This is a genomic window from Gilliamella sp. LMG 34360 (assembly GCF_984568995.1).
The window spans coordinates 2,952,304-2,968,550 of record NZ_OZ474900.1; the positions used below are offsets into that span (position 1 = coordinate 2,952,304).

Here is a 16,247-nt window from a genome sequence, read left to right on the forward strand (position 1 = left end):
AAAATAGTAATCAGTTAATATTCTTATCTCTATAGGTTGAAACAATGTTAAAAAAAGTAGTCGCATTGGTACTATCTACATCGTTATTATTACAAAATGCCCCATTAGTTTATGCCGATAACATCAACCTTCCTGATATAGGTACTGCTGCTGCTTCAACATTAAGTATAGGGCAAGAGATGGAGATGGGTGATTATTATATGCGGCTATTACGCGCTGATGCCCCTATCATTAATGATCCTGTTTTAAATCAATATATCAATGATTTAGGTGAAAGATTAGTTTTAAAATCGGAATCAGTACAAACACCTTTTCACTTTTATATTATGAAAAGCAATGTACTTAATGCATTTGCTTTTTTTGGCGGTAATGTGGTTATTCACTCTAGATTAATATTGGATACGAATAATGAAAGCCAACTAGCGTCTGTCATGGCTCACGAGATTGGTCATGTTACTCAACGTCATTTGGCTAGGGCAATGGAAAACCAAAATCGCAACAGCCCTTATGTTTGGGGTGCTACATTAGGTTCTTTATTATTAGCATTAGCCAATCCAGAAGCTGGGATGATGGTAATGACAGGTGCTATGGCGGGTTCAACGCAAAGCATGATTAGTTTTACACAAAGTAATGAACAAGAAGCCGATCGTGTTGGTCTAAGAACACTTGCTAAAGCAGGATTTGATCCATATGCTTCATCGGAGTTTTTGCAAAAGTTAGCTGATGAAACTCGTTTTAGTAGTAAGCCGCCAGAAATTTTACTTACTCACCCATTACCCAATAGCCGTTTATCCGATATTCGAAATCGCTCAATGCAATATTCTAAAAAAGATATTGCCCCATCACTCAATTATTATTTAGCTAAAGCAAGATTAGCTATTTTAATGAGTAATAATATCAATACAGGCAAATTGTTACTCGAAGATTACAAAAAACTCAATAATGAACAAAGCAAAATTGCCATCGTTTATGGTTATGCACTAGCAGATTACCGAAGTGGTAATTATCAAAGAGCAAAACAACAACTGCAACCATTATTAGATAATGATCCTAATAATATTTGGTATATAGATTTAATGACGGATATTGATTTAAGTACAAATAACAATAATGATGCAATTAATCGATTACAAACGGCATTAAAAAAATCGCCAAATAGCTCAGCATTACAACTCAATTTGGCTAATGCTTATGTGAAAAATAAAAATTATCAACAAGCCATAAGTCTACTTCATCGATATACTTTTGATCACAATGATGATACTAATGGTTGGGAGTTGCTGATTTTAGCTTATGGGGGATCGCATTCAAGAGCAAGAGAAATGAGTGCTCAAGCAGAACTGATTGCACTTGAAGGACAATTTCAACGATCAATCCAAATATTACAAAACGCTAAAAACCAAACGAAAGGCGATCAAATCATGATTTCGAGGATTGAGGCTCGAATTAAACAGTTACAACAGCTACAACAACGTTACGCACAATACAGTAAAAGATAAACGCTAGATAGGCTTATTATCTCTCATTTTATGTTATTAAACACATTATTTGAGAGATAATAAAAAATTTACATCACCGATTATTTATCCGTTAAATGATCGACATTGTTATAGTATTTAACCGTAAATTTTCCTTCTGACTCATCATCCGCTTGTTGATAATTAACAACACTTATGCTGGTATTTAACATGCGCGGAAAGTATTGATCATCACGGTGTAAACGCCAATCACCTCCATTTAATACGCAAAGTAATAACCGCAATACCGTTCCATGCGAAACGACTAAAATATTACCCGTATTTTGTGGTGCATTTTGGATTATCGTATTGAGTCCTTGTTTCATACGCGTTAGAACATCAAGATAATTTTCACCTTTATTGACAGAAGCATCAAAATTAGCAGGATCGGTTAAATAAGTCGTAAATTCTGGCACTTCCTTTTTAAGAGTCGGTACATGTTTACCCTCCCAATCACCAAAATCCATTTCTTGCAAATCAGACAGTTCAAATGTTGGAATATCTTTAATATTTTCCTTAGCGATATAATTACGTGTTTCTATAGCACGTTGTTGAGTACTGGAATATGCTTGCAAAAAAGGGACATCTTTTAAATATTGCCCTGTTATTTTAGCCCCTAAAACGCCTTGTTCTGTAAGAGGAGAGTTTTGCGATCCTTGCATCTGATCTTTAATATTCCACTCTGTTTGCCCATGTCTAATTAAGTATAAATTGAGATCTTTCATTCGCACTTACTACCTTTTTATTTTAATGATTCTGTTTGTTGATATTTATCATTTCTAAGCTGATTTAAACATGCTTGCAACTTATCATCCATAGGTGCATTTAACTGCATTTCTTGTAAAGTTTTCGGATGAATAAATTTCACATTAGCCGCGTGTAAAAATAATCGGTTAAGCTTGGTATTTGCCAGTTGCATATCAAATTGGTTATCACCATAACGATCATCAAAAGCAATTGGATGGTTAGCATATTGAGTATGAACTCGAATTTGATGAGTACGTCCTGTAACTGGACTGGCTTTAATTAAAGTTGCAAAATCAAATCGCTCTTCAACTTTAAATCGCGTTTCAGAAGGCTTTCCTTCTTTATCAACTTTGACAACACGTTCACCACTTTTTAATACGTTTTTAAGTAATGGCGCCTGCACCACTTTACATTCTGACGGCCAATTTCCTTTTACTAATGCCAAATAATTTTTTTGCATCTGTTTAAGTCTAAGCTGCTCATGTAACGCTTTTAATGCGGAACGTTTTTTAGCTATTAATAGTACACCCGATGTTTCACGATCAATTCGATGAACTAATTCTAAAAACTTTGCTTCGGGTCTTAATGCGCGTAACCCCTCAATGACACCAAAACTTAAACCACTACCGCCATGAACGGCAATACCAGAAGGCTTATTAATGGCTAAAATCACATCATCTTCATAGATGATTGCTTTTTCCAGATCAGCAACTTTATTAAGCTTAGTTGAAATTTCGGGTGTTGTTTTTTCAGCAACGCGTATAGGAGGAATACGAATCTCATCGCCATTATTTAATTTATATTCAGGTTTAACGCGTTTTTTGTTAACTCTCACCTCACCCTTTCTTAGTATGCGATAAATCATACTTTTAGGTACACCTTTTAAGTGTGTAATTAAAAAGTTATCAATTCGTTGTGTCGCATTTTCTTCTGAAATTGTGACAAATGAGACTTGCAATTTTGTTTGTGGAACGTTTGAATCCATAAGAAGTGATTAATCCGCCATCAATATATAAAAGTCGTTTACATTATCCGAAAATAAACTACACTAGCATCACTTAAAAATTAGATAGATTACTTTCGATATAATTAAAGATAAGTAATTATAACGGAATATGGAGGAATAAAATAGTATGTTATCACTACTCAATCATTACTCAAATGGCAGAGCTGCTTGGTTTTTATTATTCCTTTCTACCTTTATTTTTGAATTAACAGCGCTCTTTTTTCAACATGTGTTAGATCTAGCCCCTTGTACATTATGCATTTATCAACGCTGTGCTATTTTTGGAATTATGATCGCAAGCATTATCGGACTAATTAAGCCTAATAATTATATTTTTCGATTAGGCGGAATTTTGGTTTGGTTATTTAGTGCCTATAAAGGATTTATGTTAGCGACATTTCACGCTCATTTACAATTTGAACCCAATTTTAGTGATACCTGTGCAATTAACGTTCAATTTCCATCTTGGTTACCTTTAAATCAATGGTTACCAAGTATGTTTAATGCCTATGGCTCATGTGCCGATAAAATTTGGACTTTTTTAACCATCGAAATGTCTCAATGGATGATTATTATTTTTGCTTGTTATCTTTTTGTCGGTCTAACCATATTAATTTCTCAATTCTTTCCAGCAAAGAAAATATAATTTGAAACCAGCGCCGCTTTTATAAAACTGGCGCTTTTTGTTGAGTTTGCTAGAATATATGACAATTTTATTTTAAGAATTGTCATATATAAATGCTTTTGGAATATCATCCCCCTATTGACCCTTGGCTTTCTATCCTACATCAAGATGACCATATTGTCGTTGTTAATAAACAGCCTGGGATATTGTCTGTATCAGGTAATAAACCTCAATTTATTGATAGTATTATTCACCGTTTACAACAAAAATACAGTTATGTTGAATCGGTTCATCGTTTAGATATGGCAACCAGTGGTATTATGGTTGCAGCGCTATCAAAATTAGCCGATCGAGACATAAAAAAACAATTTCGCGAACGGATCCCCAAAAAAACCTATATTGCTGTGGTACATGGGCATCTTGAGCAAGATACTGGAAAAGTTGAACTACCTTTAATTTGTGATTGGCCGAATCGTCCAAGGCAAATGGTGGATCTTGAAAACGGTAAACATGCATTAACTGAATATCAAGTTATTTCACGAAATGAGAATAATACTACCCGAGTTAAATTATTTCCGTTTACGGGACGTTCACATCAATTACGTGTGCATATGCAAGCTATTGGGCATCCAATTTTGGGAGATAAATTTTATGCACATCCTGAGGCATTTTCGATGTCTCAAAGATTGTTGTTACATGCCCAATCACTGACAATTAATCATCCTAAAACAGGGGAAAGCATGACTTTTACATGCGAGCCTGATTTTTGAAAATATTCATATATTAAATAACGGCTGTTACATAAAATTCACTAATGGTAATATTTGACAAACCAGTTATGGTAAGGAAATTAAAATGCAAAAAATTGTTTTAGCAACGAATAATCAAGGTAAAGTTAATGAGCTACAAAACCTGTTAGCCGATGCTGGTTTTAATGTTGTTGCACAAAAAGAGTTCAATGTACCTGAGGTGGATGAAACTGGTTTAACCTTTATTGAAAATGCGATATTAAAAGCAAGACATACAGCTAAATTTACTAAATTACCAGCAATCGCTGATGATTCTGGATTAGTGGTTAATGCGCTTGGTGGCGCACCAGGGATCTATTCAGCCCGTTATGCAGGCGAACATGGTAACGATGCAAGCAATAATCAAAAATTATTGCAAGAGTTAAAAAATGTACCAAATGAAAAACGTACCGCTTATTTTTATTGCGCATTAGCGTTCATGCGACATGAAAATGATCCAACACCCATTATTTGTTTAGGAAAGTGGAATGGCATCATTTTAAATGAAACACGAGGTGAAGGTGGCTTCGGTTATGATCCTTTATTTTATGTACCCGAACTAAATTGTAGCGCTGCAGAGTTAACAAAAGAGCATAAAAGTCAGATTTCACATCGAGGACAAGCGCTTAAACAACTTATTGCGAAGATTAAAAACGAATATTAAACCAGTATTCTATATTTACTAAATTGTATCTTTACAAACAAACAGTATATACTTACACAAACCATCAATAATGGAGGTTGAATTGTGATTCTGATGATAGTGAGTGGTCGTTCCGGCTCTGGCAAATCAATTGCATTACGGGCGCTAGAAGATATGGGATTTTATTGTGTTGATAATATTCCTGTCGCTTTATTACCACAATTAGCCGATTCATTAAAAAACAATGATACGCCTGTCGCTGTTAGCATTGATATTCGCAATTTGCCTATCAATTTCGAATTTGATTACGATATACTGCAAAAACTTCCTGAATCAGTAACACCTGAAATTATTTTCTTAGATTGTAGCCGTAACACTCTTATCCGTCGTTATAGTGAAACAAGACGAATACATCCTTTAGCCAATCAAAAGCATTCACTTGAAGAAGCAATCGATCTTGAAGAAAGTTATTTAGAGTCATTAAAATCGCATGCCAGTTTGGTTATTAATACAGATAATCTTTCTGTTCACCAATTATCTGATATTTTAAGAGCGCGTATTTTAGGTAAAAAAGAGCGTGAATTAACAATGATTTTTGAATCATTTGGGTTTAAACACGGTTTGCCTGTTGAAGCCGATTTTGTATTTGATGTCCGTTTTTTACCTAATCCTCATTGGGATATCAATTTAAGACCCTTGACAGGATTAGATGAGCCTGTAATTAATTATCTATCAAAACAAGATGATGTAACCAATTTTATCTATCAAACAGCTAATTATTTGCAACAATGGTTGCCAATGTTAGAGAAAAATAATCGAAGTTATTTAACTATCGCGATTGGTTGTACTGGGGGACAACATCGTTCCGTTTTCATTGCAGAGCAATTAGCTGAATTTTTTAAAGCACAAAATAAACAAATACAAATTCGCCATCGAACATTAGAAAAAAAGTAATTATTTATTGAGATCATTATTGAAATTCCATGCATCTTCTAAAGATTTTATGCAGTTTTCAAAAATATATTTTAATGTTACTTTCGGTTTAGATTCTATTGTTAATGGCGCCACAAGTTGACTGATTTTGATTAGTTCAATATCAGGTGGTAAGTTAGCCAATTTATTTTTAAGCACATTGAGCGTCTGTGGATGTGGATGCCCAATCGCGATGGCAGAACCTTTTTTACGTGCAACTCTAATAGCTAAATCGAATTGTTGACTGATAATGGCCTCATTTTGCTTATCGTCTAAAAATACATCTCGTTCTACAACTGGAATATTATAAAGACTTGCCGCTTCTTTGACGGCTGTTTTTCCGACGGTTTTACTATCTAAAAAAAACATTGAGTGGTAACTTAGCGCTTTCATAACATTTTCCATTCCAATTTGGCTCGATGTCATTAAGCTGCCCATATGGTTATTAACTCCAATTGCATAAGGTACATGCGCTACCGCATTGGTTACAATACGATCAACTTCCTCTTCTTCCATATAAGGATACAATGTATCTTTCTCTAACGGCTGCTTACCAAAAGGAGCCATTGGTAAGTGAATCATCACATCATTGCCGTGCTCATGAGCAATATTGGCAATACGATGTGCATTTGGAGAATTAGGCAACACCGCCACCGTAATATTAGGCGAAAGTTTAATAATTTGCTCTTCATTATGTTGTCTATAGCCAAAATCATCAATAACAATTGCTAACTCTGCTGCCCATACATTGCTTGTTTGTAATAATAGACCAATGGCCATTGAAATGAGTAAACGAACCACTATTTTAACCATCCACTAGGATTTAAAGCTTTTCCATCTCGACGAATTTCAAAATATAATCCTGAACTATTTTGTCCGCCACTTGAGCCCACTAACGCAATGGGTTGACCACTATAAATTTTATCACCGACTGCCACAAGCACTCTTTGATTATACCCATACAAACTCATATCACCTTTACCATGATCAATTGCAACAACAAAACCATAACCTTGTAACCAGCTTGCTAATATTACGCGTCCATCGGTTATCGCTTTTACTTGTGTACCATCTTTAGCATTGATTACCATTCCTTTCCAATACAGTTCACCATGTAATGATTCGCCAAATCGATGCAAGACAGATCCACTTACTGGCCAATTAAATTGACGTTTAGGTTTACCAATGCCACTAACTCGAGCCATGAGCGATCGCTCTTCTGGGCTTAAAGTATAATTATTATTTTTTTGTTTTGCTTGAATATTTTTTGCTTGCCTTGCTTCTTCTTCTGCTATACGTCGGCTTTCTCTCTCTGCTTCAGCAATTTTTGCTTGTAGTTTGGCCTCATTTTCATGCAATTGAGCTAGTTTTTGTTGATTAACTTGCATGGATGATTCTAATGAGGTAATCGTTTTTTTTCTATCTTGGCGATTTTTTTCAAGCCCAACCTGCTCCTGCTTGCGTTTTGTTTGTAATGCCTGTTGAGAAACTTGCTTCTTTTGTAAAGCTAATTTTTTTTCGTTGAGTTGCACTTGCGTTTCACGCAAAGCATTAATATGTTGTTCTCTGGCGTCATTAATGTAACCAAAATAGGTGATAAGACGTTCATTACGTTCACTTTGTTCACTAGCAAAAATAAGCTCAAAGCCTGTGTTTTTGCCTAGTTTAAAAGCGGTTTCAAGCTGCTTAGCCAATGCGCGTCTTTGTTGCTGTTGTTTAACGTTTAACTCATCGATTTGCTTGATTAACTGAGCAATTTCCATATTAAGTTTATTTAGTGTAGCATTATTTTTTTCAATTGACGTCAGCAGTTTAGCTATCTCGGTTTCTTGTTGTTTGAGATCATTAACTAATTGTGTCCTTTCCTTTTTCTGTTCAGCTAAACGAATTTCTTGTTCTTTAATTGACTGGCGCAAATTTTGTAATTTTTGATTATCATCAATCGCATACAAAGGGTTGGCATACATTAATCCAATTAAAATAAGGATAAGAAATTTTTGATAAATAGCCATAGAATTGTAATTAGGATTTATTATCAAGCGTAAAAGATAAACCACTATACATATAAATAACTAAATATGCAAAATGTATACCATCTAAGCGAGTTTAAGAATAATTACGGCATATAGTATATTAGACATTTCACAAGCACGGATAAAAAGTATAAAATACAACACTATTTAAATTACCAAAAAATCAATTCAACCATAAAGATAACATCATGCAAAAGTTTAATGTCAAAACCTTTCAAGGGTTAATACTAACGTTACAAGATTACTGGGCTAATCAAGGTTGTACGGTGATTCAGCCGTTAGATATGGAAGTTGGTGCAGGCACTTCGCACCCTATGACTTGCTTACGAGCACTTGGTCCTGAGCCAATTAATGCCGCTTATGTTCAACCATCGCGTCGCCCTACCGATGGTCGCTATGGCGAAAACCCAAATAGGCTACAACATTATTATCAATTTCAAGTTATCTTAAAACCTTCTCCTGACAATATTCAAGAGTTATATTTAGGTTCATTAAAAGAGTTAGGTCTTGATCCAACGATTAATGATATTCGTTTTGTTGAAGACAACTGGGAAAATCCTACTTTAGGTGCATGGGGACTAGGTTGGGAAGTTTGGTTAAATGGTATGGAAGTCACCCAATTCACTTATTTTCAACAAGTTGGCGGACTTGAGTGTAAACCTGTTACAGGTGAGATCACTTATGGTCTTGAACGACTCGCTATGTATATTCAAGGTGTGGATAGCGTATACGATTTAGTTTGGAGTGATGGAGCCTTTGGTAAAACAACTTATGGCGATGTGTTTCACCAAAATGAAGTTGAACAATCGACTTATAATTTTGAATATGCCAATACCGAATTCTTATTTTACTGTTTTGAACAACATGAAAAAGAAGCTAAATTTTTACTTGAACTTGAAAAACCACTGCCATTACCGGCTTATGAACGTATTTTAAAAGCTGCTCACTGTTTTAATTTACTTGATGCACGTAAAGCAATTTCAGTTACTGAAAGACAACGATATATTTTACGCATTAGAACATTAACTAAAATGGTAGCAGAAGCATACTATGCATCACGCGAAGCTCTTGGCTTCCCTATGTGCCAAAATTCACGTTCTAACCCAAGCGCAGCAAAGTAGGAATTTAAAGATTATGCAAAAAACATTTTTAGTGGAAATTGGTACTGAAGAGTTACCTCCAAAATCACTCCGAACATTAGCTGAAAGTTTTGCAGCTAATTTTATTGAACAACTTGATAATGCTAAATTGGAACATGGTGAAGTGCTTTGGTATGCATCGCCTCGTCGTTTAGCATTAAAAGTTTTAAATTTAAATGACACGCAGCCAGATAGCCAAATCGTTAAACGTGGCCCAGCGGTAAGCGCAGCATTTGATGCAAATGGCAATCCAACTAAAGCCGCTGAAGGATGGGCTCGCGGATGTGGTATTAGTGTCGATCAGGCTCAGCGCATTCAAACAGATAAGGGAGAATGGCTTTGTTATACACAAAATCAAAAAGGTCAGCCTGTCGTTAATTTATTGTGTGATATGGTAAAAAACGCATTAAGCAAATTACCTATTCCTAAACCAATGCGTTGGGCGGCTCGACAAGTTGAATTTATTCGACCTTGCCACACTGTAACAATGCTTTATGGTGAAGATTTAGTGCCTGGCACTATTTTAGACATTGAATCAAATCGAGTGATTCGAGGTCATCGCTTTATGGGTGAGCAAGAATTTACTATTGATAATGCAGATCAATACCCAGATATTTTAGAACAACGAGGTAAAGTCATTGCGGATTATGATAAACGTAAAGCTATTATCAAACAACAAGCGCAAGACGCCGCAACGAAATTAAATGGTAAAGCAGATTTAACCGATAGTTTACTTGAGGAAGTCTCTTCTTTAGTTGAATGGCCGGTTGTATTAACAGCTAAATTCGAAGAACGCTTTTTGGCTGTCCCTGCCGAATCACTGGTTTATACCATGAAAGGTGATCAAAAATATTTTCCAGTTTACGATAAGCAAGGCAAACTGCTGCCGAATTTTATTTTTGTGGCAAATATTGAATCAAAAGACCCGCAAGTGGTGATTTCAGGTAATGAAAAGGTGGTTCGCCCTCGCCTAGCCGATGCAGAATTCTTTTACCAAACTGATTTAAAACAACGTTTAGAAGATCGTTTACCTCGCCTTGAAACCGTTCTATTTCAACAACAATTAGGAACAGTTAAAGATAAGGTGTTACGGTTAGAAGCATTGTCTGGTTTTATTGCCGACAAAATTGGTGCTAACGTTGAGCAAGCAAAACGTGCAGGTAAACTGACTAAATGTGACTTAGTGACAAATACCGTCTTCGAGTTCCCTGAAACGCAAGGTATAATGGGTCGCTATTTAGCACTTAAAGATGGGGAATGTATTGAAGTTGCAACGGCCATTGAGGAGCAATACAAACCTCGTTTTGCGGGTGATGAATTGCCAAGCACTTACGTATCATGCGCCGTGTCAATTGCCGAGAAAATGGATACTTTAGCGGGTATTTTCGGTATTGGTCAACACCCTAAGGGGGATAAAGACCCATTTGCATTACGTCGTGCGGCTATCGGTGTGCTACGTATTATTGTCGAAAAAGCGTTACCATTAGATTTGGCCGAATTGTCAACTTATGCAGTATCACTATATGGTGAGAAGCTAAATAACAAAAATGTTGTTGAAGATATTGTTAGCTTTATGCAAGGTCGATTCCGTGCTTGGTACCAAGAACAAGGCTTTACCATTGATACCATTCAAGCGGTATTAGCACTTAATCCGACGAAACCTGCCGATTTTGATGCAAGAGTCAAGGCAGTAACGCATTTTCGAACACTATCAGAAGCATCATCATTAGCGGAAGCCAATAAGCGTGTTTCTAATATTTTATCTAAAACCGACAGTGTTATTTCTGAACATGTTAATGCCGCCCTATTGGTAGAGGGTGCTGAAGGGGAATTAGCCAAACATGTAGCGATATTAACGGATAAATTAGCTCCTTACTTTAACGATGGACGTTATCAAGAGGCTTTAGTTGAATTAGCCGCACTTAAAACACCGATTGATGCTTTCTTTGAAAATGTAATGGTGATGGTAGATGATGAACAAGTGAAACTTAATCGTCTAGCTCTTTTGAAAAAACTACAAAATTTATTTTTAAAAGTTGCTGATATTTCACTTTTACAATAATATCCCTTTCGTTAATTATATTTAGTGGTAGCTTTCTGGTTACCACTAATAAGGTAAGAATGTAAATATGCAAACAGATCTCTCTTTTTCCATAGTTTTTACTCAGACTACTAATTTTATTCGAAATCGGTTTTGGTCAATTGCGCTAATCAGTTTATTATTAAATATAGTCGCTTCATTAATTTTAAAAAATACTGTTGATCCTACAATTATTACTCAATTACTTCAAGCAAATAGTCCAAACGCATTTCCACTTTTATTAAAAATGCTAGTGATTAAATTAGTGTTATTTATAATAATTGATGCGATTTTAATTGCTGTTATTTATAACTATTCTGTCAATGAATATCTTAATTTAAATACAGTATTATCCAGAATGCTACCCAATGTACTAAATATGATTGGTTTTGAGTTGATTTTCTTAATCATATTGCCAATAATTTTCCTATTTGCGGGATTAATATTTATGATTTTGGGATTAATTATTCCAAAGGCCCTAGTCATTTTCCTATTTGCAGTCGTCGCGATTGTGTTTGCCATATTTTTTAATGCGATTTACTACAATTTTTGTGGATTAATTGCTCAACCAACAACTAAAACTTTTTTCGAAAAATTCGCTGAATGTAACAGATCTACATTAACTCATTGGCGTTTTGCTCTTCCGATGATGTTAATATATTTTCTTGTGGCTTTAGTTATTTCGCTTTTTAATGCTGTGGACAATAATATCTTTTTATCAGTTATTTATTCAACACTATTAACGATCTTAAATATTTTTACAATTTGCTTCTTTTATCGTTTGAATATGCTATTAACAAGTAACAAATCAACGCTTGAACCACCTGAGCAAAATAACAGTTTAATTATTTAAAAATAGCCATTACGTTTAGTTACCCTATTAATTTTGTTAATAGGGTAACTAAAATTCAATCATTAACCTATTTTATTTAATTATAGTAGACATCACTATGACACCTGCGATTAAGCTTCTTAAAAAGTTAAATATCACATTTAAAATTCACCAATATGAGCATGATCCTAATGATACACACTATGGACAAGAAGCTTTAAATAAACTCGATCCAAGTTTAAACGTAGTTGCTACACAAGTGTTTAAAACATTAATAGTAAGTTTAAATGGTAACGATAAAATGTTAGCAGTTTGTGTATTACCGGTTGATAATCACTTAGATCTTAAAAAAGTGGCTAAAGCACTGAACTGCAAAAAAGTAGAGTTAGCCGATCCTAATTTAGCGCAAAAAATTACAGGTTATTTAGTGGGTGGTATTAGCCCATTAGGGCAAAAAAAGCAATTACCCACTCTTATTGATTCAAGTGCAGTTCAACTAGAAAAAATGTTTATTTCAGGAGGAAGAAGAGGATTAGAAATAGAACTCATCGCGCAAGATTTAGCAAAAGTTTTAAATGCAAAATTTGTAGAGATAAAATCTTAACCTTGCTTGTATCCGCTTTTATTTTTTAATAAATCTCTGTGTGTTAAAAATTAGATAAAAAAACATGGCCACAAGACAACGTCTTATGACCAAAAGTACATCCCATCAATATAATAAAATAGGAAGAAATAAACAAACTTATTTGATTGCTTCTTTTAAGCTTTTACCAGATACAAATGCTGGAACTTTACTTTCGGCAATTTTGATTTCTTTACCAGTTTTTGGATTACGACCAATACGAGCTTTTCTTTCATTAACTTTAAATGTACCAAAACCAACTAGTTGCACTGGCTCACCAGCTTTTAATGATTCAGTAATAGCAGCTAATGTTGCTTCTAGAGCTGTTTTTGCAGCAACTTTTGTAATATCTGCTTTGCTAGCAATAGCATCGACAAGTTCTGTTTTATTCATGGAAATATCCTTACATAATTATTTTATTGTTAAAGTTAACATTATAAGCAATGCCGAAAATCAACTTTGCTTCTGTAAACAACGTTAGATTACATTGCTATTAAATGTAGTCTATATTCCTCCAATGTTAAAGGAAAATTTGGTAAAAAATAAAAAAATGACACATTTAAAAGCTTAATTGCTCAAAAAAACACCAATATTACTTATTGCAGATTCTCGAATATCGGCTTTTAAACCTTTTATTAAGTCAATCATATTGTTATTTTCATCTCGTAAAATTCGAAAAATTTCCCATTGAAAATCAAATTCATCGATCACACTAGGTAAAGTTTGTTGTTCATCTTCACTTAGAACAATATTTGATTTTGTCATTTCAAATTCTGCAACGGTTGTTGCCGATATACTACTCACTTTTGCTGCGTGTTCGGTTACTTCACCCGTTAAATATGAGTGTAAAACCTCACTTAATGCCTGACATGCATCAATAGCAGGGTAAATAATATAAGGACTATCTTCGGTAATACTAGGAATAATCACTTCTAACTTTTCCAGCTGTAAATCAAAATTGATTTTTACATTCTCAACTAATAATGATTCCCACATCAGATCAAGTATTTTCTTATAACTTTTAGCATCTTCCTCATTTTGCTGTTGTTTTGCGTAAAAGACAAAATTTGGGTACATTCTTTCACACAAACAAAGCATGAATAAACGTTGTTGCCATAATGCTAATTTTTCGATTCTTAATTGAACTGGATTTTTAATCATGATGAAACCTTTTGGAGCGTTGATGTACAGCCTCAATTAAATATTGTACATGTTCTACTGGAGTATCTTGATGAATACCGTGCCCTAAATTAAAAATATGCCCATTATGAGTACCATATTCTTTAAGAACAGTATCAACATTAGATTCTATTGTTTGTCTATCAGCATACAAAACTGACGGATCTAAATTACCTTGCACGGCAATTTTACCTTTTTGTCGAATATCACTCAAATTAACTGTCCAATCAACACCAATAGCATCACAGCCAGTATTAGCAATGCTATCTAACCATAATCCGCCACCCTTGGTAAAAAAAGTAACAGGCACATATGAGGTGACATCCTGAGTTTTATTGCCTCGTTTTAACTTTGATAAGATTAATTGCATATAGTTTAAAGAAAACTCTTGATAACTTTGATGACTTAACACGCCACCCCAAGTATCAAATATCATTATTGATTGAGCTCCCGCTTCAATTTGTGCATTTAAATATAAAGCGACACTCGTCGCCAATTTTTCAAGTAATAGATGCAGTGCTTTGGGATGACTATAAAGCATCTTTTTTATTTTGGTAAAGGTTTTACTGCTTCCCCCTTCAATCATATAAGTAGCTAACGTCCAAGGACTGCCAGAAAAACCAATTAAAGGCACTTTGCCATTTAACTCTTTTTTAGTCAGACGTATTGCATCCATTACATAGCCAAGAGATAACTGCGGATCGGGAATAGGTAATTTTTCAATATCAGATAATTGAGATAGGGATTTAGTAAATTTGGGTCCTTCGCCTGCTTCAAAATACAATCCAAGTCCCATTGCATCGGGAATGGTTAATATATCCGAAAAAATAATAGCTGCATCAAGGTCAAACCGACGCAAAGGTTGTAATGTCACTTCACATGCCAATTCGGGTGTTTGGCACATCGTCATAAAATCACCCGCTTTGGCTCGTAACTGTCGATACTCAGGCAGATAACGACCGGCTTGCCGCATCATCCAAATAGGGGTGTAATCAACAGGTAAACACTGTAATGCGCGTAAATAACGATCATTTTTTAATTGACTCATATTATCTGCTCTGTAAGTGGTTATTGCACTTTGTAAAAAAGTTTCAGGTTAGCATTACGTTTTAGTAAAAAACATTAAATTTTACTTACTATTTCCTATCTTGTGGTTGAGATAAAGAACGTTGTGCATAACGGATTAAAGTCTCAGAAATATTTTGCATTACACTACTTTCAGGCGCAAACCGATGCCAATAAAGCATTCGTCTTTGGTATAAACCTTCAGTCAGATTGACTAATTCACCATTTTTTAACTCTTGCTCAACCTGTAACATCGGTATCATACAACAGGCAGATCCCTGCTTAGCAAGCTGAACAAAGGCCTCTGATGAACTGGTAATATGACAAATTACACTACCAGGCGTTAGATTAAAGTTTTCTTGTAGAAAAGCTTGATGCATATCATCCAAATGGTCAAAAGCAACCGCAGGCGCTTTTAAAAGCGAAGATCGAGTTACCCCATTGGGAAAGTATTTTTTAGCAAACTCAGGCGATGCCACAAAAATATAATCAAGCGCCCCTAATAAATCAGATAAACAACCAGGTAATGGATTAGGTTGAATACTGATTGCTGCAACTACTGTGCCTAAACGCAGTAGTTCTAAAGTATGTTCTTCATCCCTTACTTGAATATCAAAACGAAGAATATTTTTATCCAATACGGGCTTTAAAGCTGGTAAAAGCCATGTTGCTAAAGAGTCAGCATTGATTGCAATCGATAACGACAATGGTGTTGTGTTTTGTTCATTATCACCTAACCATTGCTGTTCCAATAATTCAACTTGATGCAATAATCCTAAAAGATGCTCTCCTTGCTTGGTGGCTTTCGGCGGTATCGTTCTAACTAATAATTGTTGACCGAAAAAGCTTTCTAATTGTTTAATACGTTGCGATACGGCTGGTTGTGTGATACACAATTTATCAGCTGCACGTTCAAATCCCCGTTCTTTTATCACTGCATCTAATGCTTGTAATGCTCTATAATCTGGACGCTTCATAATCTCTTTACTAATGATTTGA

General features: G+C 34.9%; 17 protein-coding genes. 9 read left to right on the plus strand and 8 right to left on the minus strand.

Translation table 11 applies throughout. The features are described from left to right. Positions 1–44: 44 nt before the first annotated feature. Complete coding sequence (bepA, locus tag AC5LW9_RS13255) at positions 45–1,499, plus strand: beta-barrel assembly-enhancing protease (protein WP_493456046.1); 1,455 nt, start codon at positions 45–47, stop codon at positions 1,497–1,499. Between the two features lie 80 nt (positions 1,500–1,579). Here the strand turns inward: bepA and AC5LW9_RS13260 are convergent, their stop codons facing one another. Together AC5LW9_RS13260 and rluC are read right to left on the minus strand one after the other, a co-directional pair. Next, the gene (locus tag AC5LW9_RS13260; protein WP_198236680.1) at positions 1,580–2,242 is read right to left on the minus strand and encodes a histidine phosphatase family protein; all 663 of its coding nucleotides are present in this window, start codon (positions 2,240–2,242) and stop codon (positions 1,580–1,582) included. A gap of 17 nt (positions 2,243–2,259) precedes the next feature. Then, positions 2,260–3,249, minus strand: a complete 990-nt coding sequence (gene rluC, locus AC5LW9_RS13265; protein WP_065738402.1) for a 23S rRNA pseudouridine(955/2504/2580) synthase RluC — start codon at positions 3,247–3,249, stop codon at positions 2,260–2,262. 148 nt (positions 3,250–3,397) lie between these two features. Here rluC and dsbB point away from each other — a divergent pair, with 148 nt between their 5' ends. The 4 genes from dsbB to rapZ all read left to right on the plus strand — a co-directional run bounded on the left by dsbB (position 3,398) and on the right by rapZ (position 6,280). Next, positions 3,398–3,916, plus strand: coding sequence for a disulfide bond formation protein DsbB (gene dsbB, locus AC5LW9_RS13270; protein WP_086326236.1), 519 nt, complete (start codon positions 3,398–3,400; stop codon positions 3,914–3,916). 92 nt (positions 3,917–4,008) lie between these two features. Then, complete coding sequence (gene rluA, locus AC5LW9_RS13275; RefSeq protein WP_334320645.1) at positions 4,009–4,665, plus strand: bifunctional tRNA pseudouridine(32) synthase/23S rRNA pseudouridine(746) synthase RluA; 657 nt, start codon at positions 4,009–4,011, stop codon at positions 4,663–4,665. Positions 4,666–4,750: 85 nt separating this feature from the next. Continuing rightward, on the plus strand, positions 4,751–5,347 hold the full coding sequence (locus AC5LW9_RS13280; RefSeq protein WP_493456047.1) for an XTP/dITP diphosphatase: 597 nt from the start codon (positions 4,751–4,753) through the stop codon (positions 5,345–5,347). 84 nt (positions 5,348–5,431) lie between these two features. Next, the gene (gene rapZ / locus AC5LW9_RS13285) at positions 5,432–6,280 is read left to right on the plus strand and encodes an RNase adapter RapZ (protein ID WP_198228630.1); all 849 of its coding nucleotides are present in this window, start codon (positions 5,432–5,434) and stop codon (positions 6,278–6,280) included. Here the strand turns inward: rapZ and AC5LW9_RS13290 are convergent, their stop codons facing one another. Next, on the minus strand, positions 6,281–7,099 hold the full coding sequence (locus AC5LW9_RS13290; protein ID WP_493456048.1) for a divergent polysaccharide deacetylase family protein: 819 nt from the start codon (positions 7,097–7,099) through the stop codon (positions 6,281–6,283). Continuing rightward, positions 7,099–8,310, minus strand: coding sequence for a murein hydrolase activator EnvC (gene envC, locus AC5LW9_RS13295; RefSeq protein ID WP_493456049.1), 1,212 nt, complete (start codon positions 8,308–8,310; stop codon positions 7,099–7,101). Before envC ends, AC5LW9_RS13290 begins: the two co-directional genes overlap by 1 nt. A 209-nt stretch (positions 8,311–8,519) precedes the next feature. On the opposite strand from envC, the gene glyQ reads away from it, so the two are divergent. The 4 genes from glyQ to ybaK all read left to right on the plus strand — a co-directional run bounded on the left by glyQ (position 8,520) and on the right by ybaK (position 12,986). Then, entirely contained in the window at positions 8,520–9,452 is a 933-nt protein-coding gene (glyQ, locus tag AC5LW9_RS13300) for a glycine--tRNA ligase subunit alpha (protein ID WP_084810878.1), read from the plus strand. Between the two features lie 10 nt (positions 9,453–9,462). Beyond that, the gene (glyS, locus tag AC5LW9_RS13305) at positions 9,463–11,532 is read left to right on the plus strand and encodes a glycine--tRNA ligase subunit beta (RefSeq protein ID WP_493456630.1); all 2,070 of its coding nucleotides are present in this window, start codon (positions 9,463–9,465) and stop codon (positions 11,530–11,532) included. Positions 11,533–11,599: 67 nt separating this feature from the next. Further along, positions 11,600–12,403, plus strand: coding sequence for a hypothetical protein (locus tag AC5LW9_RS13310; RefSeq protein ID WP_198228626.1), 804 nt, complete (start codon positions 11,600–11,602; stop codon positions 12,401–12,403). Positions 12,404–12,500: 97 nt separating this feature from the next. Continuing rightward, on the plus strand, positions 12,501–12,986 hold the full coding sequence (gene ybaK / locus AC5LW9_RS13315) for a Cys-tRNA(Pro) deacylase (protein WP_493456050.1): 486 nt from the start codon (positions 12,501–12,503) through the stop codon (positions 12,984–12,986). A gap of 138 nt (positions 12,987–13,124) precedes the next feature. Here the strand turns inward: ybaK and AC5LW9_RS13320 are convergent, their stop codons facing one another. The 4 genes from AC5LW9_RS13320 to AC5LW9_RS13335 form a co-directional block, all read right to left on the minus strand. Continuing rightward, positions 13,125–13,397 (minus strand): HU family DNA-binding protein, encoded by a 273-nt coding sequence (locus tag AC5LW9_RS13320; protein WP_065738392.1) that lies wholly within the window; start codon positions 13,395–13,397, stop codon positions 13,125–13,127. Positions 13,398–13,571: 174 nt separating this feature from the next. Next, positions 13,572–14,165: a YjaG family protein gene (locus AC5LW9_RS13325; RefSeq protein WP_493456051.1), complete on the minus strand. Its 594-nt coding sequence runs from the start codon at positions 14,163–14,165 to the stop codon at positions 13,572–13,574. Continuing rightward, on the minus strand, positions 14,158–15,231 hold the full coding sequence (hemE, locus tag AC5LW9_RS13330) for a uroporphyrinogen decarboxylase (protein WP_086327066.1): 1,074 nt from the start codon (positions 15,229–15,231) through the stop codon (positions 14,158–14,160). Before hemE ends, AC5LW9_RS13325 begins: the two co-directional genes overlap by 8 nt. Positions 15,232–15,319: 88 nt before the next feature. Next, the gene (locus tag AC5LW9_RS13335; protein WP_039128992.1) at positions 15,320–16,225 is read right to left on the minus strand and encodes a LysR family transcriptional regulator ArgP; all 906 of its coding nucleotides are present in this window, start codon (positions 16,223–16,225) and stop codon (positions 15,320–15,322) included. Positions 16,226–16,247: the final 22 nt, after the last annotated feature.